The sequence below is a fragment of the Sphingomonas sp. 77B genome, assembly GCF_056497825.1.
The window spans coordinates 1,555,415-1,574,687 of record NZ_JBWMBY010000001.1 but is presented as its reverse complement, the minus strand read 5'-3'; the positions used below and the strand labels follow the sequence as shown (position 1 = coordinate 1,574,687).

Sequence of the window (19,273 nt, the reverse complement as noted above, 5' to 3'; positions counted from 1 at the left end):
GTTATGATCGACCAGCGTCGCGAGACTGATCCGTATCACCCTTTCCAGAAGCGAATTCACGCCTAACCATGGAGGATATGATGTCCAATCGTGTTCGTCTTGTTCGTTATGCGTCATGCACCATTACGGCGGCCGCGGCGCTGCTCGGCGCGCAGCAGGCTAGCGCCGCCAAGTGCCTGACCGCCGAGCAGTCGATGGCCGAGATCATGAACACCAGTGCGACCCGCGACACCCTGCTGCTCGCCCATCGTGGGTCCTGGGGTAAATATAATCCCGACGACCAGACGATCCCGGAAAACTCCATTGCCGCCGCAGAAACGGCCAAGGCCAATTGCATGGACGGCATCGAACTGGACGTGAAAGAGTCGAAGGACGGCGTCCTGTACCTGATGCACGACTTCAATCTTGGCCGCACAACCAATATCTACCAATTTCGGTCCAACCGCAAATACAACCCGATGAACGATACGGGTGACAATCCGGCGGTCAGCAGCGTCACGGCGACCGACCTCGACAAATTGACCCTGCTGCTTCCCGATCGGTCAGGATTGTCGGATCAGAAGCTGCCGCGCGTCAGCAACGTGTTGGAAACATTCGCCTCTGAGTTGTGGTGGACGCCGATCATCTTCGACACCAAGACGACCAGCGCCGTGCGGATGCTGGACAGCCTGGTCAAAGGCTTGGTTCCGAATGGTGGCGCCGTGATGGGCGTCAAGGTCAATGCGACGCTGTACCCGACGCCCCAGTCCTTCTGGCGTCAGAGCCGCAACCTGAAGGTCATTCCGGTCTTCACCACCAACATGCTGGGCAAGATCAGCGTCGCCGACGCCTTCAACGCCTGGTCCAGCCGGGTCAAGACGATGGAGATCAACGTCAAGCAGAATGGCGGCCTGTTGTCCTATCAGAAGGATCAGGCGCTCAAGAAAGGCATCCGCGTCGCCGTATTCCAGGCGATCCCGGACGGCCCGCGATCCGACAGCTTTTACAAGAATACCGGCGCGTGCTGCTACAAGTTGTCGGACCTTTACTATACCTACTATGTCAATCGCCAGGTCGCAGGTCGGGATACCGATGATCGGCGAGGGCAGATGCCGTTCCTCGTCCAGCAACGCTTCGGCCTGATCACCACGGACGATCCGCAGGGCACCGTCCGCTACCTGGCCCGAGCCGGCAAGCGGCAGACCCATTTCCAAGGCTATTGGGGCTGATCGCCAGCGGATGATGCGCGACGGGCGGTTGTCTCGCCCGTCGCCGTTACGCTTCTGAGAGAAATCTGCCCTGCGACAGGTCAGTGCGCTTGGCGCGGTATCCGGAACCGCAAGCGATACTGGTCGGGGCCGAGTTCTTCGATCTGGATCGGCTCCAGCAGGCCATGACCCGCTCGCGCAAGGATCGCCGGCATGTCGTCCCGTACCAGTTGCGAAAACGCCTGGTCGTCCAGCGGTTGGCCCGCCGCGCTCGGTTCCGCCGAAATGGCGCATACCTCCGCGTCGCACTCGCTGTGGACCTCTCGCAATTCAGGCAAGTATCGCGTCACCAGTTGGTTCGCTCCGTCCGTGTCCAATAGGCCGGGCGGCGGCATGGTCGCCGCATCGCTCAGCGCATCGTTCGGCGCAAGCCTATGGCCTGCCTCCTTTAGCGGCGCCGATACGACCGTCACTTGGTCGCGCACCGGTTTGGTGGCCTCCGTGTGGCTGCGCCAGATGACCAAGCCCCCAGGCACAAGCACGACCGCGGTTGCCGCCACAAGGCGCCAAGGGGTTGCCAGCAAGTCAGCAATGGCCTTCATCATCAACACCTCAATGAAAGTTGATAGCCGTGATCAAGGCAATATCGTGGATATATTCAAGATCAACACATATTATAAAGACAATTAGATTAAATTGTCTTGCCAAGTTTTGCCCTCGTTTTACTTGGCGTCTTATTTTGATATGCTTGGCACCTTTTTTTGTAGAAGCGAATTCTTTTGCGCAAGATAGACAGGAACGCCCAGGTAAATCAGATGATTCACTTGCATATATGCTTGGTGCTCACATTGATTTTTCCTGGCTGTTTGATCCCACTCAGCTCGATCACATCGCTGTATCGCCTTCCGAACGGCGCGATGCCCGGCAAGTCGAAGCTTTGGCACGAGTCGCCGAATCACAAGGCATCGCCCAACGCGCCGACGTACGCGCCGCGCGTCAAGCGGCAGACCAACTCGTTCTCGCCGAAGCCGCGCGGCGTAGTTTGGTCAACTCGATCCAACCGACGGATGCCGACATCGCGAAATGGATTGCGGCGCATCCCGGACGCTATGATGAATATCGCCTCCGGCACATCTTCGTCGCCATTGGCCCGACGCGTGGCGGCGCAACGCGCCCGGAGAGGGAAGCCCTGGCACTCGCCAATCGACTCCGCGCCCGCATAGGCGGGGGTGAACGTTTCGAAAAGGTCGCGGAGCTTGCGTCGGAAGACGCCTCGACGGCTGCGGAAGGAGGTGCGCTTTCCGATCTGCTCGGCGTCACCATGGATGAAGCGTTCTACTCCTACGTGAAGGATCTGCCGGTGGGGGCGATTACCCAACCCGTGCGCGGACCTGAGGGATTTCACCTGATCAAGCTGGAGGCCCGTCAGCCTGCCACGGTCGCATCAGCCCGCTACTGGGTCGAACAGGATATGATCAAGGAGCGCTTGCCAGGGCTGATCGCTAATGCGATCGCTCAAGAAAACGCGAAGGTTGCTGACAGGCGGTAGGGCTTGAGCGCATTCTTGTTCGGGAACCGATGACGAGAATCCAGCCGACGGCAGCCTTCCGACAAACGCCCTCAATCGGAATTTCTCAAAATCTGTTCCCGATTGCTATTTCCCAAAACGACCGATCAATGACGGGAAAGTGGAAATGCCATTGACCAATTAGCGGTGAAGGGCGGGGCGTTGAAACCTCGTATGCTTCTTGCCGACCAGGCACGATGAACCCTTAACGCAAGCCCTTTCGGAAGATTCGCGAGCGCCCCCCGCAACGGCGTCGCGCTGAACCTGCCACGCCCGGCCCATGAGCCGGCGTGCATCACCTCCAACGAACCAGGCGACCTCCGCGTCGCTGGTCGGTGATGCGCGCATGAACGATCCGCGGCTTGTCAGCGCGGCCTTCGACGATTCATGGTCGACCCTTGAACAGGAGGTCGCACTGATCGACCGGCTGTTCGGCGGCGAGATCGCCGCGCTGTTCGAAAGGCCTGGTCATGGGAACCGAAACGTTCGCGGGTAAGCGTGTCTTCGTCTATGCGCGGGTATCGACCACGCGGCAGGAGAAGAACGACCTGTCGCTGCCGGATCAGATCGCCACCGCCGAGCGCTGGATCGAGGATCATGGCGCCCAGGCCGTCCGCGTCTTCTCGGAGGCGGGCAGCGCCACCGACGATCATCGCCGTGCCTTTCGCGAGATGATCGCGCTTGCCGAATCGGACGAGCATCCGGTCGACATCATCCTCGCACATTCGCTGTCGCGGCTGTTCCGCAACGCACTCGACTTCATGCAGTATCGCGAACGGCTGCGCCGCAAGAAGATCCGCATCATCTCGGTGACGCAGAATTTCGGCGACGATCCCGCATCCGACCTCGCCGTGTCGATGCTCGCCATCTTCGACGAATATCATTCCGCCGAGAACGCCAAGCACGTTCGCCGCACCATGGTAGCCAATGCCGTCAACGGCTTCTGGAACGGCCAGACGCCGCCGATCGGCTTCCGCACCTACGCCGTGCCGCAGGCGCGCGGCAAGGACCGCAAGAAGCTGGAGCATGATCCCGAGACGGTCGACATGGTCCGCTACATCTTCAAGACCTATCGCGAGGGCACGGCCAGGGGTCCGATCGGCGTCACCGGCCTTGCCCATCACCTGAACGAGCGCGGCTACCGTATCCGGGGCAAGCGGCTCAGCATCGGCACGCTGCACAACATCCTGACCAACACCGCCTATATCGGCTACGTCATCTTCAACCGCCGGGACCCGCGCACGGGCGAGACGCGGCCGGAAAGCGAATGGGTGCCGATCCCGGTCCCCCCGATCATCGACGAGGAAACGTTCTACGCGGTTCGCCAGCAGATGGCCGATCGCGACCCGCGAATGGGCGAAGCGGCTGCGAAGACCAACACGAATCTGCTGACCAGCCGCGCGGTCTGCGGTTGCGGCGGGGACGGCTGCGGCGCCGGGATGATGACCAGCACCGGCAAGTCCGGCCAGTATCGCTATTACGCCTGTTCGGCGCGAATCAAGCGCGGGCCGGATGCATGCTCGGGGCGTCGCGTCCCGATGGGGCAGCTGGACGATCTGGTCGTCGGCGCCGTGACCCGCCATCTCGTTCAGCCGGAACGGCTGACCGCGCTTCTCCAGACATGGCTGGACCGGTCCGCAACCGCCGTCGCCGAGCGCGCGGCCGAACTGAAGCGGCTCCGCGCGCGGCTGACCCAGCTCGATGACGAGAGCGCCCGCGTGATCAAGCTGGTCCGGCTGGAGGTGCTCAGCCCGGACGATCCGCAAGTCGCCGCCGAACTGGGCAACATCCGCGCGCAGAAGGCCAGCACGCAGGCGGACATCGCCGTTCTAGAACGGCAGCTCGACGCCGGTGATCGGCGAATCACGCCTGCGATCATCGCCCGGTTCGGCGATCTGCTTCTCCGTAAGCTGGACGAGTCGGACGGCAGGACGCGCAAGGAATACATCTACCTGCTCGTCGACCGCGTCGAGGTCGGCGACCGCGAGGTGCGGATCACGGGGCGCAACGCGATGCTGGAATTGGCCATCATGGCGTCCCAGACGCCGGGAGCCGCAGTGCCCAAAGCTGAACGGAAATGGCGCGCCCGGAGGGATTCGAACCCCCGACCGAGGAGGTAGAAGCTCCTTGCTCTATCCAACTGAGCTACGGACGCGCGGATGGCGGTGTCCCTAGCGTGGTTTGCGTGGGTTGGGAATGGCGATAAATGTCGGTTCGCTTGGTGAAAGGGATCGGCATGAGCGTGGAACGGGTGGTGGCGAACCGGGAGATGGGAAGCGGGGCTTTCCGCTGGTTCGACTTCGTCATGGCGGCCTTCGTCACCATCCTGCTGCTGTCCAACGTCATCGGCGCGGGCAAGGTGGCGGTCATCACCCTGCCGGTCGTGGGCGAGTGGCCGTTCGGGGCGGGCATCCTGTTCTTTCCGCTCAGCTATGTCATCGGCGACGTGCTGACCGAAGTCTATGGCTATGCGCGCGCGCGGCGGGTGATCTGGGCGGGGACGGCGGCGGTGCTGTTCATGGCGTTCATGAGCTATGTGGTGGTGGCACTTCCTCCGGCACCAAGCTGGACCAACCAGGCGGCCTATGAGGTGATCTTCGGCCAGGTGCCGCGCATCGTGCTGGCCAGTGTCTGTGCCTTTTGGGCGGGGGAGTTTGCCAATGCCTATGTCATGGCGCGCATGAAGGTCTGGACCGGCGGACGGCATCTGTGGTCGCGGACGATCGGCTCAACACTGGTGGGGCAGGGGGTGGATAGCCTGATCTTCTACCCGCTGGCATTCTGGGGCGCGGTGGGGTGGACGCCCCATCTGGTGGTCGTGGTGCTGTTCACCCAATGGGCGCTGAAGGTCGGCTGGGAAGTCCTCCTGACCCCGGTCACCTATCTGATCGTCGGCTGGCTGAAGCGGGCCGAAGGGGTGGATGTGTTCGATGAGGGGACGGACTTTTCGCCGTTCCGGGCGAAGGTTTGAGTTCACGCGAAGCCGCGATGGCGCGAAGCGTTTGAGATTTTGTTCGCGCGGAGGCGCGGAGACGCGGAGGACGCAAAGAGGTCGTACGCAGCGTCAGCTGCGATATTTGCTAGACTGTGATGACGTTACCTTTGACAAAAGGCGAGCCCCTCCCCTTCAGGGGAGGGGTTGGGGTGGGGCATAGCCACGGGCTGCACGCTTGCGGAGGCGCCCCACCCCCGGCCCCTCCCCTGAAGGGGAGGGGTGGGTTAATCTCATGTCATCATGCTCTAAGCAGCCATAGTGAGGCGAGAAGCCGTTTCCAAATGCGAACCACCTCCGCGTTCTCCGCGCCTCCGCGCGAACCAATATCCTCTTTGCGTCTTCGCGGCTTCGCGCAAATAAAAAAGGGGAAGCAAGTTGTCTCGCTTCCCCTTTTCAAATGTCATCCCGTGGCCTTCGACGTCTCTCAGGCTGAACGGAGGGTGGGAGTTACGCGCCCACCATCTCCAGCAGGCCCTCGAACAGGCGGCGGCCATGGTCGCCGCCGTGCGCGGCTTCGATGCGGCGTTCGGGATGGGGCATCATGCCCAGCACGTTGCGCTTCTCGTTCAGCACGCCCGCGATGTTGCGGGCCGAGCCGTTGACGTCCTCGGCATAGCGGAAGGCGACGCGGCCTTCGCCTTCGAGGCGGTCGAGCGTGTCGGTGTCGGCGAAGTAATTGCCGTCATGATGCGCGACCGGAATGCGGATCGTCTCGCCCTGCTGGTACAGGCGGGTGAACGCGCTGTCGGTGTTCGCGACCTCCAGGTCGACGTCGCGGCACACGAAGTTGAGCGAGCGGTTGCGCATCAGCGCGCCCGGCAGTAGCCCGGTCTCGGCCAGCACCTGGAAGCCGTTGCACACGCCGAACACCGGCGTGCCCTTGTTCGCCGCATCCACCACCGCGCGCATGATCGGCGAACGGGCCGCGATCGCGCCGCAGCGCAGGTAATCGCCATAGGAGAAGCCGCCCGGCACACCGATCAACCCCAGCCCCTCGGGAAGCTCGCTGTCGCCGTGCCAGACCATGGCCGGCTTGACGCCCGTCACCGCCTCCAGCGCGACGGCGAGGTCGCGGTCGCAGTTCGAGCCCGGAAAGACGATGACTGCGGTCTTCATCAGGCGCGCTCCACCCGGTAGTTCTCGATGACGGTATTGGCGAGCAGCTGGCGGCACATCTCGTCGATCTGCGCGTCGGTGGTCGCGTCGGCGACTTCCAGCTCGATCAGCTTGCCCGCGCGCACGTCGTTGACGCCTGCAAAGCCCAGGCTTTCCAGCGCGTGGTGGATCGCCTTGCCCTGCGGGTCGAGCACGCCGGGCTTCAAGGTGACGAAAATCTTGAGCTTCATTTACTTGCCCCGGCTCTTGCGGTGTTCTTCCAGGTCGAGGACGGCGGTGTCGCCCCCCTCGGGCAGCAGGCCCAGACGGCGCGCCACTTCCTGATAGGCTTCCACCTCGCCGCCCAGGTCGCGACGGAAGCGATCCTTGTCCAGCTTTTCGTTGGTGGTCATGTCCCACAGGCGGCAGCCATCGGGGCTGATCTCGTCGGCCAGGATGATGCGACCGAAGTCATTGTCCCAGATGCGGCCGAATTCCAGCTTGAAGTCGACCAGACGAATGCCGATCGCTGCGAACATGCCCGACAGGAAGTCGTTCACGCGGATCGCCAGGTCGGCGATGTCGTGCATCTCTTCCTGGCTGGCCCAGCCGAAGCAGGCGATATGCTCGTCGGTGACCATCGGGTCGCCCAGCGCATCGTCCTTGTAATAATATTCGATGATCGTGCGGGGCAGCTTCACGCCCTCTTCGATGCCCAGCCGCTTGGACAGCGAGCCCGCCGCGACGTTGCGCACCACGACCTCGATCGGCACGATCTCGACCTGGCGGATCAGCTGCTCGCGCATGTTCAGGCGGCGGATGAAATGGGTCGGAACGCCGATATGGTCGAGCATGGTGAAGACATGCTCGGAGATACGGTTGTTCAGCACGCCCTTGCCGTTGATCGTGCCCTTCTTCTGGGCATTGAACGCGGTGGCATCGTCCTTGAAATACTGGATCAGCGTGCCGGGCTCGGGGCCCTCGTACAGGATCTTGGCCTTGCCTTCGTAGATTTGGCGGCGGCGAGCCATGCGGCGGTCCCCTGAAATGAGTACAGCCCCGGCGCCCCCATGCTGAGGCCCGAGGCGGGATGGCGCGCCTATAATGGATGCGATGCGGCGGCGCAATGGAGCTGGGCCATCCGGGCGGGCCCGATGGGAATGCGGGCATCTCAAGATTAAAATCCGGTAATGTCCGATCCATGATGAATAGATTTTTGTGGAATGATTAAAAGGCCGTAAGGTGGAAAGTTTCGGAAACCGATCTTTCAAGTAATGGGTTCTATCGATGCTTGCAAAGGAGGAAGTCATGAACAAGCTGATGATCGGTGTTGTTGGTGGGGCCCTGATGCTGACCGCAGGAACTGCGATGGCGCGGCCGATGCAGATGGCGCAGCAGCCTTTGGTCTATGAACAGGCCCATGTCCCGCAGCCCAATGGTATGGAAGCGATCGCGGTCATCAAGAACAACCGTGGTGCCGAACGCACCGTGGCCTGCCGTGATACCGCCGACGTTCTCGCCACCTTCCACCCGGAAGCCATCGCCTTCCAGCCGGTTCGTGGACCGCATGGCAAGGTGAAGACCGACGAGGATGTCGCCGGGGTCGAGACCTTTACGCCCGTCGCCTTCCAGAACTGCACGGTCGCCCGTGGCAACCAGTTCCAGCAGGATGTGACCCAGGCCGTCGCGACCCAGCCGTAATCGACTGATGGCGCGACCGATGAAGCGGGTGCGATACCGATCGCGCCCGCTTTGTCGCATCTGGGGCGATCCGATCCTGCCGAATGGGGATCGCGTTCCTGATTTGATCCGCCCGATTGCCCCGACCTCACGGGCTTGCTAGAAGCTGGGCTTCCATGGCGATCGATCTCCGCGACAATCCTCCCGTCGGCATTCTGGACGCACCCTTCGACAGCGCGCTGTCGGAGCGGTATCTGGTCTATGCGCTGTCGACCATCACCGCGCGCTCGCTGCCCGATGTGCGTGATGGCCTGAAGCCAGTGCACCGGCGGCTGCTCTGGGCGATGCGGCTGCTCAAGCTCGATCCGGCCTCGGGCTACAAGAAGTGCGCGCGCGTCGTCGGCGACGTGATCGGTAAATACCACCCGCATGGCGACCAGTCGGTCTATGACGCGATGGTCCGCCTGGCGCAGGATTTCGCGCTGCGCTATCCGCTGGTCGACGGGCAGGGCAATTTCGGCAATATCGATGGCGATAACGCCGCCGCGTACCGCTATACCGAGGCACGGCTGACCCAGGTCGCGATCGACCTGATGGACGGGTTGGACGAGGACGCCGTCGCCTATCGCCCGACCTATAATGGCGAGGAGCAGGAACCCGAGCTGTTCCCCGGCCTGTTCCCGAACCTGCTGGCGAACGGCGCCAGCGGCATCGCGGTCGGCATGGCGACCAGCATCCCGCCGCACAACGCCGCCGAGCTGCTGGAGGCCGCGATCCTGCTGGTCGATCAGCCGGATGCGGATGACGACGCGATCCTGGCGCTGGTCAAGGGACCGGACTTCCCGACCGGCGGCATGGTCGTCGATGCGCCCGCCATCCTGCGCGAAAGCTACACCACGGGGCGGGGCGGCTTTCGTGTCCGCGCCCGCTGGGAGATCGAGCGCGAAAAGGGCGGCGGCTGGCAGATCGTCATCAGCGAAATCCCGTACGGCGTCGCCAAGGGTAAGCTGATCGAACAGATCGCGACGCTCATCAACGACAAGAAGCTGCCGATCCTGGCGGATGTGCGCGACGAATCGGATGCGCAGGTCCGCATCGTCCTCGAACCGCGCGCGCGCACCGTCGATCCGCAGGTGCTGATGGACGGACTGTTTCGCTTTTCGGATCTGGAGACGCGGGTCAGTCTGAACCTCAACGTGCTCGACAAGGACCGCACCCCGCGCGTCATGTCCCTGCGCGAAGCGCTGGCCGCCTGGGTCGAGCATCAGTTCGTGGTGCTGCGCCGCCGCTCCGAGCATCGTTTGGGCAAGATCGCCGACCGGATCGAGCTGCTCGACGGTTATCTGGTCGCCTATCTCAACCTCGACCGGGTGATTGAGATCATCCGCACCGAGGACGAGCCCAAGGCGGTGATGATCGAGGAGTTTCGCCTGACCGACCGGCAGGCCGAGGCGATCCTGAACATGCGACTGCGCTCCCTGCGGCGGCTGGAGGAGTTCGAGATACGCGGCGAGCGCGACAAGCTCGACAAGGAGCGCGAACAGCTGACCCTGCTGCTCGGCTCCGAACAGCGCCAGCGGACGCGGATGAAGAAGGATCTGGGCAAGATCCGCGACCGCTATGGCCCGGAAACCGCGCTGGGCGCGCGCCGTACGCTGATCGAGGAAGCGGCGCCGACCCGCGACATCCCCTTGGAGGCGATGATCGAGCGCGAGCCGATCACCGTCATCCTGTCGCAGCGCGGCTGGATTCGCGCGATGAAGGGGCATGTCGACCTCGCCTCGGCCGACACCTCGAAGTTCAAGGAAGGCGACGGCCCGGCCTTTGCGTTCCATGCGCAGACGACCGACAAGCTGCTCCTGGCGGCGGCGAACGGGCGATTCTTTACGTTGGCGGCGGACAAGCTGCCCGGCGGGCGCGGCTTTGGCGAGCCGGTGCGCGCGATGATCGACCTGGACGGATCGATCGGCATCGTGGGCTTCCTGCCTGCCGCGCGGGCCGTGAAGCTGCTGGTCGCCGCGTCGGACGGACGCGGTTTCGTCGTGCCGACCGCCGACACCATCGCCGAGACCCGCAAGGGCAAGACCGTGCTGACCCCGCGGGCGGGTGCCAGCCTGAAGGTCGTGCGGCCGGTGGGCGCGGAGGACGATTATGTCGCGGCGATCGGCGACAACCGCAAATTGCTGGTCTTTCCGCTGACCGAGTTCGTCGAGCTGTCGCGCGGCACCGGCGTCCAGCTCCAGCGCTACCGCGACGGCGGGCTGTCGGATGCGACGACGTTCGTCTTCAAGGACGGACTCAGCTGGGCGATGGGCGGGGAGAGCGGGCGCGTGCGCACCGAAACCGACCTGTCGGCCTGGCGCACCGCGCGCGGCGCGGCGGGGCGGATGCCGCCGACCGGCTTCCCCCGCGACAATCGATTCGATTAGGGCCGATCGACGTTCAAGTAGAATGCCAAATATTCCTCCCCTGCAAGGGGAGGGGGACCATGCGCAGCATGGTGGAGGGGTGTCGCCGGTGGTGAGGAAAGTCCAACCTCTTCAACCGGAACACCCCTCCGTCAGGCCTTCGGCCTGTCACCTCCCCTGCAAGGGGAGGAATGACGTGAATGTCGATCCGGCCTAGTCTTTGAGATTCCTCACCTTACGGGTGAGGGCGTGGATACTCACCGCGCCATGACGGCGATCTTCGTCGCGGGGCAATCCCTTGTTAACCGGATTTTTTGTGGAATTTTAGGCGCTCTTAACGTTCGCGCGGTTACGCGGGTGACTGATGGCAACGATCGCTCATCCGACGCAACGCCCGACGAACCCGAATTTCGGGTCGCTGGCGTCGTGCGCGATCGGGATCATGGCGATTCCGGCGGCGGAAATCGCGTTCGTGCAGGGCCAGCCCATCATCGTCGCGACCAACGACGCCTATACCCGTGCCGCACTGAACGACTCGCGGACCAAGGCCATGTTGCTGGCCGAGGTCGCCAAGCGAATCGATGCCTTCCTGCCCTCGGCCCAGTCCTCGATCGAGTTCCCGCTATCGGTCGGCGACGTGATCGACTGCCGCTATTTCCGCGCCACGCTGACCCGCGCGAGCGAGGATCAGGGTGACAGCTGCGTGCTGATGCTGGTCGACCATACCGCGCAGCACCATACCGAGCGCAGCCTTCGCCGCGAGATGACGACCGACAGCCTGACCGGGCTGCCCAACCGACAGGGCTTTGGTGACCTGATCGAGGCGATGATGGCCAATGGCCAGCGCCATGCGGTGCTGGTCATCGACCTGAACCGCTTCAGCCGGTTGAATGCGTGCATGGGCTCGCTGGTCGGTGACGAACTGCTCATCACCGTGGCGCGCCGCCTGAAGGGGGCGCTGCGGTCGCGCGACTCGATCGGGCGGATCGGCGGTAACGAGTTCGGCATCCTGATGATGATCGACGGCAGCGAGGCGGAGGCGCATGTCCTTGCCGACCGGATCGACCGGGCGCTGCGCGCACCGTTCCGGCTGACCGACTATGAAGTCAATGTCGAGGCATCGGTCGGTATCGCCTTTAACGAAGGGCCGGACGGCGATGCCGAGGAGCTGATCCGCCACGCCCAGTTCGCGGTCAAGCACGCCAAGGCGGCGGGGCGGACGGAAGTCTATCATCCCCAGGCCTTCACCATCGCGCGGGCGCAATTCGCGATGGAAACCGCGCTTCGCCGGGCGATCGGGCAGGAAGAACTTCATCTCGCCTATCAGCCGATCTGCGACCTGAGCACCGGCCGGACCATCGCGTTCGAGGCGCTGGCCCGGTGGCGCGATGCGGACGGCCGCGATCATTCGCCGGTCGACTTCATCCCCGTCGCCGAGGAATCGGGGCTGATCGTGCCGCTGGGGCGCTGGGCCGCCAATCAGGCGTTGCTGCAGCTGGCGGAGTGGGACCGACGCGCGGGCGGGAACTGCGGCGTGCGCATGTCGGTCAATGTCTCGGCGATCCAGTTGCAGCGTGACGACATCCCGGCGGTCATCGAATCGGCGCTGGCCAAGGCGCGCGTGGCGGGGGAGCGGCTGATCCTGGAGCTGACCGAAAGCGCCATCGTCGGCGATCCCGACCGGGTCAGCGCGATCATGAACGCGCTCAAGAAGCTCGGCCCGACCATTGCGATGGACGATTTCGGCACCGGCTATTCCAGCCTTGCCTATCTCCAGAAACTGCCGATCGACATCTTGAAGATCGACCGCAGCTTCGTGTCGGGGATGCTGGCCGACCGCGACAAGATCGCCATCGTCCGCGCCATATTGGGCCTGGCGCAGGCGCTGGGCATGAAGACCACCGCCGAGGGGATCGAAACGGTCGAACTGGGCCAGACGCTGGCCGCTTTGGGGTGCAGCCACGGGCAAGGCTATTACTATGCCCGCCCGCTCGATCCCGAAGCCGCCTGGGCGATGATCGCCGATCAGGCCTGAGCCACCGCCGCGTCGGCAATCTGACCGACCCGTTCGGCGTCGGGGAAACCTTCCGCAATCCATTGGGTCTCGATTCGGCGAAGCAGCCGCGCCACCTCCGGCCCCTTGCCGATCCCGCGTTCGACGAGCGCACCGCCGGTCAGCGGCAGGGAAGGGGGTGTCCAGTCGCGAATCGACTCGACCGGCTCGCCCGCGAGCAACAGCCGATCCACCGCGCTGGTCAGCCCCGTGCGATAGGCCAGCGCGCGAGGCCCTTCCTCGCCTGGCCCCGCCGTCGCGGCGATCAGGCGCTTGCGATCCGTGTTGGACAGCTTCAGCCGCGCGCCGACATTTTCCGCTGCGTCCGGGGGTAAGAGCGCGGCGAGTCGCCGGATGGCATCCGGCGCGATCCCCGCCGCATCCTCACGCTCGGCGACCTGACGCAACCGTTCCACGCCGCTGGCGTCGATTTCGGGGATGACCGCACGGAAGATGCCGTGCTCGACCATCAGCGCCACGACCGGGACGGCGCGGGCGGCGACCAGCAGTTTCAGCAGTTCCGCCGCGATCCGCTCACGTGACAGCGCCATCAGATCGTTGGCCCGCGCCGCACAGGCCGCCAGCCCGGCCTCGTCGACCGCATGGCCGAACCGCGCATGAAAACGGAAGAAGCGCAGGATGCGCAAATGATCCTCGGCGATCCGCTGCAAAGGGTCGCCGATGAAGCGCACCCGCCCGGCCTTCAGATCGTCCAGACCGCCGAAATAATCGAACAGTTCGCCGGTCGCGGGATCGGCATAGAGCGCGTTCATCGTGAAATCGCGCCGCGCTGCGTCCTCGCGCCAGTCGTCGGTAAAGGCGACGACGGCATGGCGGCCATCGGTCGACACGTCGCGGCGCAGCGTCGTGACCTCGACCGGCCCGTCGGGCAGGACGGCCGTGATCGTGCCATGCGCGATGCCGGTCGGCACCGGCTTGAATCCACTGGCGCGCACCCGGTCGATCACCGTCTCGGGCGACAGCGGCGTCGCCAGGTCGATATCGGCGACGGTCAGGCCCAGAAGCATGTCCCGCACCGCGCCGCCGACGAAACGCCCCTCCAGCCGCTCGGCCAGGGCGATCAGCTCGGGGCGGTCGGCCCAAGGCGCGGTGCCGGGCGTCATGCCGTCCATTGCATCCGCCGTGACAGGTTGACGATCATCGCCGCGGTCGCGCCCCAGATGCGCCGGTCGTTCCATAATATCTCGTAGAAATGGCGGGTCCGCCCGCGCCACGGCGCGCTGACCCGGTGGTGATGGGCAGGGTCGAGCAGGAAGGACAGCGGCACCTCGAACAGGTCCGCGACTTCCGCCTCGGCGGGGGTCAGTGTCAGGTCGGGCGGGATGACGCCGACGATCGGCGTCACCTCGAACCCGGTGACGGTGCGGTAGCGATCGGCCAGTCCGACGACGGTGACGGTGGCGGGGGGCAGCCCGATCTCCTCCTCCGCCTCGCGCAGCGCGGTCGCGACCAGATCGGCGTCGCCGGGGTCGGCGCGGCCGCCGGGAAAGGCGATCTGTCCGGCATGGTTGCGCAAGGTTTCGGTTCGCTGGGTCAGCAGCACGCCCGGCTCCGCCCGATCGGTCACGGGCACCAGCACGGCGGCGGCGGTGGGCGTCGCGCCGATCTCGTGCGGCTCGACACCGTCGCCGGTCAGCAGGTCGGTCGCCGGTATCCGCGCCATCGCCGCTGCCAGCCTTTCGGCCAGCGTCATGCGGCGGGCGAGGGCGTCAGGGGAAAGAAGACGCCGTCGCTCCACACGCCGGGCGCATCGCCGTCACCCGCCAGCGCGCGTTCGGCCAGTTCGTAATAGACCGGCCGCGCGATCAACGCTTCCAGCCGGTCCCGGACATGCACATAGGGGCGGGGGCCATCCTCGCCCTCGACGAAGCGCAGACCATGCTCCGGCCCCGCCGCGACCAGATCGCCGGTGTTGAGCTGGAACACCAGGCGTCCGTTTTCACCCTGTCCTTCGGCCTTCAGCGCGGTGGCGACGAAAGGCGCGTCCTCGACCGCGATGTCGAGCTTTTCGACCGGCGTGACCAGCACATGGCGGCCATCGGGTTCGCGCCGCAATATGGTGGAGAACAGGCGGACCATGGCGGGCCGGGTGATCGGACTGCCCTGATGAAACCAGGTGCCGTCGCGCGCGATCCGCATCTCGCTGTCGCCACAATGGCTGGGGTGCCATTGCGAGACGGGGGGCAGCTTCTGCGCCTCCATCGCCTGGACGATTTCGGCCAGGCTCAGCGCGGACAGATCGGGGGGCGGTGCCATCGGCATGATGCGACCGAGTTAGGGATGCTGGCCGGGCAGGTAAAGACCCTGGCCCTGCCCCGTATCGGGGCCGAGCATCCCGACGAGTGCAGGCACGTCGGGCCCGCGCGCCAGCAGCCGGTGTCGCTCGACCGGGCCGGGCAGGCGCCAGTCGGCGGTGCGCTCGGCGGAAAAGCCGAAGAAACGGCCATAATATTCCGGGTCGCCGATCAGCATCAGCGCGCGGTCCAGCCCCTGCGCGGCGGCGGCATCGAGCATGTGGCGGAGCAGTTCGCGCCCGATCCCGCCCTGTTGATGCTCCGGTTCGACCGCGACCGGGCCGACCATGACCATCGGATGCGCGCGGCCGTCGTCGTCGGTCAGGGCGACCGGCCAGCACTGGATCGATCCGATCAGGCGGGTCCCCTCGACCGCGGCAAAGCACAGCGAAGCGATCGGCCGCACGCTGCCCCGCACCTTATAGGCGGTGCGCGCCTGCCGTCCGGGCGGAAAGGCGCGGTCCAGCAAAGCCTCGACCGCATCGGGTGCGACCGCGTCGAGCGGGACAAGGGCGGTCATCACGGTCAAGAAGCTGAAGTCCGGTGGTGCGGGGAGGGGGACGCGCGCCCTTAGCGCGACGGCGGGGGGATGCAAGCTTTCCTTCGGCGCGCGCTCTGCTACAGGCGCGGGAATGGAAGACCGTCTCCAGCTCGAAGTCCACGACCTCGAAGTCCAGGTGCTGACCGGCATCTATTCCGAGGAAACGCACCTGCCGCAGCCGCTGCGCATCTCGCTGACCGTCGATCTCGACTGTCCGGCGCGCTACACGCCCGACAGCCCGCTGACCGAGTCCAAAAACTATCTCGATCTGAAACATGCTGCGACCCAGCTGCCCGAGGGCGTGCATTTCACGCTGATCGAAGGGGTTGCCGACCATATCTGCGACACGCTGTTCCTTCAGGACAAGCGGGTCCGCCGCGTGCAGGTGAAGATCGTGAAGCTGGCGATCGCCGAGGATGGCGAGGCGATCGGCATCACGCTGGTCCGCCACCGCCGTTGACGCGCGTGACGGCGCGGCGAGTCGATCTGGCGCCCGACGCCGATATCGCAGGCGTGGTCGCCGGGCATCCCGGTGAGGATTTGGTGCTGGTCATCCGTCCCGGTCGCGACGCGCTGTCCCAGGCGATGGTCGAGGCGGCGATCGCCCCGCTCGCCATCGCGGCGGCGCCGGGCGCGCGGATCAACGCGGTGATCCCGGCCGAGGGGGCTGCGGACGAGGCGATCGCGGCGGCGGTCGATTATCTCGCCGCCGCGCACGCGGTCACGGGTCAGTCGCTGGCGGTCGGCATCTGACGCTCGCGCCCGCAGGGGCCGAGCTTTTGCAGCACGAAACGATAGTCGTCGCGCGCCGCCTGGGCGTCTTCCGGCGTCAGCGAGGCGGTACTTCGATCGGGCAGCGAATCCGGCAGCGCGCAGGCGAGCCGGTACCAGAGCAGCGTGTCGCGCGCCGGGGGGGCGGCGGACTCGTCCACGATCTCGCTCAGCGCCACGGCATAGCGGCGCTCCTCGCCCGGCCGACGCAATACCGACAGCGAGACGGGGCGAAAGTTGGCGGTGGTCAGGAAAATCTGGGTCTCGCCTTCGCCGGGTAGGCTGCCGGGCACGTAAAAGGCGTTGCCGACCCCGGTGATGACTGGCGGCGCGTCGGGCGACAGGGCGTCGCGGGCGATGGTTCGGCTGCGCTGCTCGGTATCGGGTGTCCAGGGCAACTGCGCGTCGGGTGCGACCAGCTGGAGCTGGTCGGCGGCATTGGGCACGCGGCGAGCATAGATCAGCACCCGCATCTTCCGGAGCTTGGGCGCCCGGCCGCGCGTATCGGTGGCGGCATCGAACAGATAGCCGACCCGCGCAGGCAGGCCGCCCGCGCCGCGGATCAGCGTGCCGACATCGGCCTCGATGTAGAAACGCTGATGGCCGGGTGCGACCCCGGCGGCCTCCGCGCCCTTGATCGCGGTCGCCGACCGGATGGTCACGTCGGCGATCACCGGCGCCGACAGCACCAGATCGGCCAGATCGGCATAGCCCGGCCCCATGGGTGCCATTCCTGCCTGCGCTGCCATCGAATCACCCGGCCGGGCGGACGGCGCAGTGGCGATCTGGGCGGGCAGGGGGGCGGCGAATAGGGGAATCGACAGCGTCAAAGCGCCAGCGCGGATGGCGTGGGACAGGGAATTCATAGCTTCGCGCTACTCCTTTGCACATTAACGGTACAGAAATAATTTCGTCATGCGCAGGTTGTACGTTTATTACGTCCGACAAACTGATTGCGCCGCGCCAGCCGTCACGATAGGGTTCAAGGCTCTGCCGCATGCCGCAAGAGCATGGCAGGAGTTTCCCACGTCCCCACGCTACGGCGAGGCGAAACTGGCAGACTGAGGAGTTTCGTTGCTGAATGGCCTATACTGACCAGAAGATGTCCGGGGGCAAGGTGGTCGCGATCGTTATCGTCGTGCTCATCCATGCTGCCCTGGGCTATGCCTTCGTCACGGGGCTGGCTTACCAGTACGTGAAGAAGGCGACCGAGAAGCTCAACACGTTCGACGTGCAAGAGCCGCCGCCCCCACCTCCGCCGGAGGAACCGCCGCCCCCGCCGCCGCCGGAACAGCCCAATGTTCCGCCGCCGCCGACGACGGTCGTGACCCCGCCGCCGATCGTCAACGTGCCGACCCAGGCGCCGACGATCTCGACGACCACGGTGATTCCGCTCAGCCAGCCGACCGCGCCGCCGGCACCGCCTGCGCCGCCGGCCCCGCCTGCGCCGCCGGCACCGCCCGCTATCTCGAAGGCCGCTGGCCTGAAGGGTAACCCGGGTCAGTTCTTCGGCCCCGATGCCTATCCGCCCTCGGCCCAGCGCGAAGGCGCGGAAGGTCGCGTGGTCGCCAAGCTGACGGTCGGTACGGACGGTCGCGTCACCGATTGCGTCGTGACGACGAGCAGCAACAACCGTGCGCTCGACGATACGACGTGTCGCATCGCGAAGGCGCGCGTGCGCTTCTCGCCTGCGCTCGACAGTGCGGGCAACCCGATCACGTCGTCCTACACGCTTCCGGTACGCTGGCAGCTGCCGCAGGAATAACGGCTTTTTAGGCCGAACTTAAAAATTCAACGCTTTAGTCAGAGGACCTAACCAACCATGCTCACCACCATCCTCGCCGCGGGCGGCGCCGCGGCCGGTGCCGAAAACCCCTACGGTCTCGGCCAGGCTCTCAAGGAAGGCGGCCTCATCTCGCAGTCGGTGTTCACCATCCTCTGCCTGATGTCGATCGTGTCGTTCTACATCCTGTTCTCGAAGCTGTTCGAGCAGCAGAAGATCATCAACCAGGCCAAGCGCGTCCGTCAGGGCTTCTGGTCGTCGAACTCGCTGCGCGAGGGCTCGGCCAAGCTCGAGAAGAACTCGGCCTACAAGCAGATCGTCGACGACGGTCTGGCCGCGCAGGACCAGCACTCGAAGCTGACCGATCCGGTCGAAGCGCATGACTGGCTGCACGGCTCGCTGGCGCGTTCGGAAGCCGCGATCAACTCGAAGCTGGGCGGCGGTCTCGCCTTCCTGGCGACCGTCGGTGCAACCGCACCGTTCATCGGTCTGTTCGGTACGGTTATCGGCATCTACCGCGCGCTCATCAAGATCGGCTCGTCGGGCCAGGCCTCGATCGACGCCGTCGCCGGTCCGGTCGGTGAAGCGCTCATCATGACCGCTCTGGGTCTCGTCGTCGCCGTTCCGGCGGTGCTCGCCTTCAACTGGCTGCAGCGTCGTAACAAGGGCATCGCGGAAGACCTGTCGTCGTTCTCGAACGACGTGCTGGGCTTCCTGGCCTCGAACGGTGCGGTTCGTCCGGCGATCGCCGGTGCGGCCAAGCCTGCCGCCGTCAAGGCGCCTGCTGGCACCACCACCGCCGGTCAGGCCGGTGGCGTTCAGACCCGCGCCTGAGCTTAAGGGGGCGGGGCGGCCATCTCCGGATGGTCGCCCCGCCA

At 65.2% G+C, this 19,273-nt stretch carries 20 protein-coding genes and 1 tRNA gene; 12 read left to right on the top strand and 9 right to left on the bottom strand.

From position 1 onward, the window contains the following. The first annotated feature begins 80 nt into the window (after positions 1-80). The 4 genes from AC1GI4_RS07320 (at position 81) to AC1GI4_RS07305 (ending at position 4,874) form a co-directional block, all read left to right on the top strand. Positions 81-1,208 (top strand): glycerophosphodiester phosphodiesterase family protein, encoded by a 1,128-nt coding sequence (locus AC1GI4_RS07320; RefSeq protein ID WP_479629092.1) that lies wholly within the window; start codon positions 81-83, stop codon positions 1,206-1,208. Between the two features lie 192 nt (positions 1,209-1,400). Further along, positions 1,401-1,877 carry a hypothetical protein gene (locus tag AC1GI4_RS07315; RefSeq protein WP_294268911.1) on the top strand — a complete coding sequence of 159 codons (477 nt, stop codon included), beginning with the start codon at positions 1,401-1,403 and terminating at the stop codon, positions 1,875-1,877. Between the two features lie 58 nt (positions 1,878-1,935). Further along, positions 1,936-2,736: a peptidylprolyl isomerase gene (locus AC1GI4_RS07310; RefSeq protein WP_479629091.1), complete on the top strand. Its 801-nt coding sequence runs from the start codon at positions 1,936-1,938 to the stop codon at positions 2,734-2,736. 488 nt (positions 2,737-3,224) lie between these two features. After that, the gene (locus AC1GI4_RS07305; protein WP_479630371.1) at positions 3,225-4,874 is read left to right on the top strand and encodes a recombinase family protein; all 1,650 of its coding nucleotides are present in this window, start codon (positions 3,225-3,227) and stop codon (positions 4,872-4,874) included. Here AC1GI4_RS07305 and AC1GI4_RS07300 read toward each other — a convergent pair. Continuing rightward, positions 4,833-4,909 (bottom strand) — tRNA-Arg (locus tag AC1GI4_RS07300). The two genes, AC1GI4_RS07305 and AC1GI4_RS07300, sit on opposite strands and share 42 nt — an antisense overlap. Before the next feature lie 81 nt (positions 4,910-4,990). On the opposite strand from AC1GI4_RS07300, the gene AC1GI4_RS07295 reads away from it, so the two are divergent. Next, entirely contained in the window at positions 4,991-5,725 is a 735-nt protein-coding gene (locus tag AC1GI4_RS07295; protein WP_479629090.1) for a queuosine precursor transporter, read from the top strand. Positions 5,726-6,196: 471 nt separating this feature from the next. On the opposite strand, the gene purQ is transcribed toward AC1GI4_RS07295, so the two are convergent. The 3 genes from purQ to purC are packed head-to-tail and all read right to left on the bottom strand — an operon-like array spanning position 6,197 to position 7,875. After that, a complete protein-coding gene (gene purQ, locus AC1GI4_RS07290) occupies positions 6,197-6,865 on the bottom strand; it encodes a phosphoribosylformylglycinamidine synthase subunit PurQ (RefSeq protein WP_294270697.1) in 669 nt (222 codons plus the stop codon). Further along, complete coding sequence (purS, locus tag AC1GI4_RS07285; RefSeq protein ID WP_042486357.1) at positions 6,865-7,095, bottom strand: phosphoribosylformylglycinamidine synthase subunit PurS; 231 nt, start codon at positions 7,093-7,095, stop codon at positions 6,865-6,867. Before purS ends, purQ begins: the two co-directional genes overlap by 1 nt. Further along, a complete protein-coding gene (gene purC, locus AC1GI4_RS07280) occupies positions 7,096-7,875 on the bottom strand; it encodes a phosphoribosylaminoimidazolesuccinocarboxamide synthase (RefSeq protein WP_007405170.1) in 780 nt (259 codons plus the stop codon). It lies immediately after the preceding gene. Between the two features lie 277 nt (positions 7,876-8,152). On the opposite strand from purC, the gene AC1GI4_RS07275 reads away from it, so the two are divergent. The 3 genes from AC1GI4_RS07275 (at position 8,153) to AC1GI4_RS07265 (ending at position 12,967) form a co-directional block, all read left to right on the top strand. Beyond that, positions 8,153-8,545, top strand: coding sequence for a hypothetical protein (locus AC1GI4_RS07275; RefSeq protein WP_294273469.1), 393 nt, complete (start codon positions 8,153-8,155; stop codon positions 8,543-8,545). Between the two features lie 155 nt (positions 8,546-8,700). Further along, positions 8,701-10,953, top strand: a complete 2,253-nt coding sequence (parC, locus tag AC1GI4_RS07270; protein WP_479629089.1) for a DNA topoisomerase IV subunit A — start codon at positions 8,701-8,703, stop codon at positions 10,951-10,953. Positions 10,954-11,296: 343 nt separating this feature from the next. After that, positions 11,297-12,967 carry a putative bifunctional diguanylate cyclase/phosphodiesterase gene (locus tag AC1GI4_RS07265; RefSeq protein WP_479629088.1) on the top strand — a complete coding sequence of 557 codons (1,671 nt, stop codon included), beginning with the start codon at positions 11,297-11,299 and terminating at the stop codon, positions 12,965-12,967. Here AC1GI4_RS07265 and AC1GI4_RS07260 read toward each other — a convergent pair. Genes AC1GI4_RS07260 through AC1GI4_RS07245 form a run of 4 tightly spaced genes read right to left on the bottom strand, consistent with a single transcriptional unit; the run spans position 12,958 to position 15,820 of the window. Next, positions 12,958-14,118: a CCA tRNA nucleotidyltransferase gene (locus AC1GI4_RS07260; RefSeq protein WP_479629087.1), complete on the bottom strand. Its 1,161-nt coding sequence runs from the start codon at positions 14,116-14,118 to the stop codon at positions 12,958-12,960. The genes AC1GI4_RS07265 and AC1GI4_RS07260 overlap by 10 nt on opposite strands. After that, on the bottom strand, positions 14,106-14,699 hold the full coding sequence (locus AC1GI4_RS07255) for a CoA pyrophosphatase (protein WP_479629086.1): 594 nt from the start codon (positions 14,697-14,699) through the stop codon (positions 14,106-14,108). Before AC1GI4_RS07255 ends, AC1GI4_RS07260 begins: the two co-directional genes overlap by 13 nt. Continuing rightward, positions 14,696-15,268 (bottom strand): DUF1285 domain-containing protein, encoded by a 573-nt coding sequence (locus AC1GI4_RS07250; protein WP_479629085.1) that lies wholly within the window; start codon positions 15,266-15,268, stop codon positions 14,696-14,698. The genes AC1GI4_RS07255 and AC1GI4_RS07250 overlap by 4 nt, the downstream gene beginning before the upstream one ends. Positions 15,269-15,280: 12 nt before the next feature. Then, complete coding sequence (locus AC1GI4_RS07245; RefSeq protein WP_479629084.1) at positions 15,281-15,820, bottom strand: GNAT family N-acetyltransferase; 540 nt, start codon at positions 15,818-15,820, stop codon at positions 15,281-15,283. A gap of 112 nt (positions 15,821-15,932) precedes the next feature. On the opposite strand from AC1GI4_RS07245, the gene AC1GI4_RS07240 reads away from it, so the two are divergent. Beyond that, positions 15,933-16,301 carry a dihydroneopterin aldolase gene (locus tag AC1GI4_RS07240; protein ID WP_042486371.1) on the top strand — a complete coding sequence of 123 codons (369 nt, stop codon included), beginning with the start codon at positions 15,933-15,935 and terminating at the stop codon, positions 16,299-16,301. 5 nt (positions 16,302-16,306) lie between these two features. After that, the gene (locus AC1GI4_RS07235; RefSeq protein WP_294273491.1) at positions 16,307-16,594 is read left to right on the top strand and encodes a Rossmann fold domain-containing protein; all 288 of its coding nucleotides are present in this window, start codon (positions 16,307-16,309) and stop codon (positions 16,592-16,594) included. Here AC1GI4_RS07235 and AC1GI4_RS07230 read toward each other — a convergent pair. Continuing rightward, entirely contained in the window at positions 16,570-17,478 is a 909-nt protein-coding gene (locus AC1GI4_RS07230; protein WP_479629082.1) for a hypothetical protein, read from the bottom strand. The two genes, AC1GI4_RS07235 and AC1GI4_RS07230, sit on opposite strands and share 25 nt — an antisense overlap. A gap of 215 nt (positions 17,479-17,693) precedes the next feature. On the opposite strand from AC1GI4_RS07230, the gene AC1GI4_RS07225 reads away from it, so the two are divergent. Together AC1GI4_RS07225 and AC1GI4_RS07220 are read left to right on the top strand one after the other, a co-directional pair. Continuing rightward, positions 17,694-18,377 carry an energy transducer TonB gene (locus tag AC1GI4_RS07225; protein ID WP_433909844.1) on the top strand — a complete coding sequence of 228 codons (684 nt, stop codon included), beginning with the start codon at positions 17,694-17,696 and terminating at the stop codon, positions 18,375-18,377. A 57-nt stretch (positions 18,378-18,434) separates the two neighbouring features. Further along, entirely contained in the window at positions 18,435-19,229 is a 795-nt protein-coding gene (locus AC1GI4_RS07220; RefSeq protein ID WP_433909845.1) for a MotA/TolQ/ExbB proton channel family protein, read from the top strand. The last annotated feature ends 44 nt before the right edge of the window (positions 19,230-19,273 follow it).

Excerpts from the sequence above, each read along its gene's own strand:
- AC1GI4_RS07240 (WP_042486371.1), top strand. The coding sequence starts at position 15,933 with ATGGAAGACCGTCTCCAGCTCGAAGTCCACGACCTCGAAGTCCAGGTG.
- AC1GI4_RS07275 (WP_294273469.1), top strand. The coding sequence starts at position 8,153 with ATGAACAAGCTGATGATCGGTGTTGTTGGTGGGGCCCTGATGCTGACC.
- purS (WP_042486357.1), bottom strand. The coding sequence starts at position 7,095 with ATGAAGCTCAAGATTTTCGTCACCTTGAAGCCCGGCGTGCTCGACCCG.
- AC1GI4_RS07305 (WP_479630371.1), top strand. The coding sequence starts at position 3,225 with ATGGGAACCGAAACGTTCGCGGGTAAGCGTGTCTTCGTCTATGCGCGG.
- AC1GI4_RS07225 (WP_433909844.1), top strand. The coding sequence starts at position 17,694 with ATGGCCTATACTGACCAGAAGATGTCCGGGGGCAAGGTGGTCGCGATC.
- AC1GI4_RS07245 (WP_479629084.1), bottom strand. The coding sequence starts at position 15,820 with ATGACCGCCCTTGTCCCGCTCGACGCGGTCGCACCCGATGCGGTCGAG.
- parC (WP_479629089.1), top strand. The coding sequence starts at position 8,701 with ATGGCGATCGATCTCCGCGACAATCCTCCCGTCGGCATTCTGGACGCA.
- AC1GI4_RS07220 (WP_433909845.1), top strand. The coding sequence starts at position 18,435 with ATGCTCACCACCATCCTCGCCGCGGGCGGCGCCGCGGCCGGTGCCGAA.
- AC1GI4_RS07230 (WP_479629082.1), bottom strand. The coding sequence starts at position 17,478 with ATGAATTCCCTGTCCCACGCCATCCGCGCTGGCGCTTTGACGCTGTCG.
- AC1GI4_RS07295 (WP_479629090.1), top strand. The coding sequence starts at position 4,991 with ATGAGCGTGGAACGGGTGGTGGCGAACCGGGAGATGGGAAGCGGGGCT.
- AC1GI4_RS07320 (WP_479629092.1), top strand. The coding sequence starts at position 81 with ATGTCCAATCGTGTTCGTCTTGTTCGTTATGCGTCATGCACCATTACG.
- AC1GI4_RS07260 (WP_479629087.1), bottom strand. The coding sequence starts at position 14,118 with ATGGACGGCATGACGCCCGGCACCGCGCCTTGGGCCGACCGCCCCGAG.
- AC1GI4_RS07315 (WP_294268911.1), top strand. The coding sequence starts at position 1,401 with ATGTCGTCCCGTACCAGTTGCGAAAACGCCTGGTCGTCCAGCGGTTGG.
- purC (WP_007405170.1), bottom strand. The coding sequence starts at position 7,875 with ATGGCTCGCCGCCGCCAAATCTACGAAGGCAAGGCCAAGATCCTGTAC.
- AC1GI4_RS07265 (WP_479629088.1), top strand. The coding sequence starts at position 11,297 with ATGGCAACGATCGCTCATCCGACGCAACGCCCGACGAACCCGAATTTC.
- AC1GI4_RS07250 (WP_479629085.1), bottom strand. The coding sequence starts at position 15,268 with ATGCCGATGGCACCGCCCCCCGATCTGTCCGCGCTGAGCCTGGCCGAA.
- purQ (WP_294270697.1), bottom strand. The coding sequence starts at position 6,865 with ATGAAGACCGCAGTCATCGTCTTTCCGGGCTCGAACTGCGACCGCGAC.
- AC1GI4_RS07255 (WP_479629086.1), bottom strand. The coding sequence starts at position 14,699 with ATGACGCTGGCCGAAAGGCTGGCAGCGGCGATGGCGCGGATACCGGCG.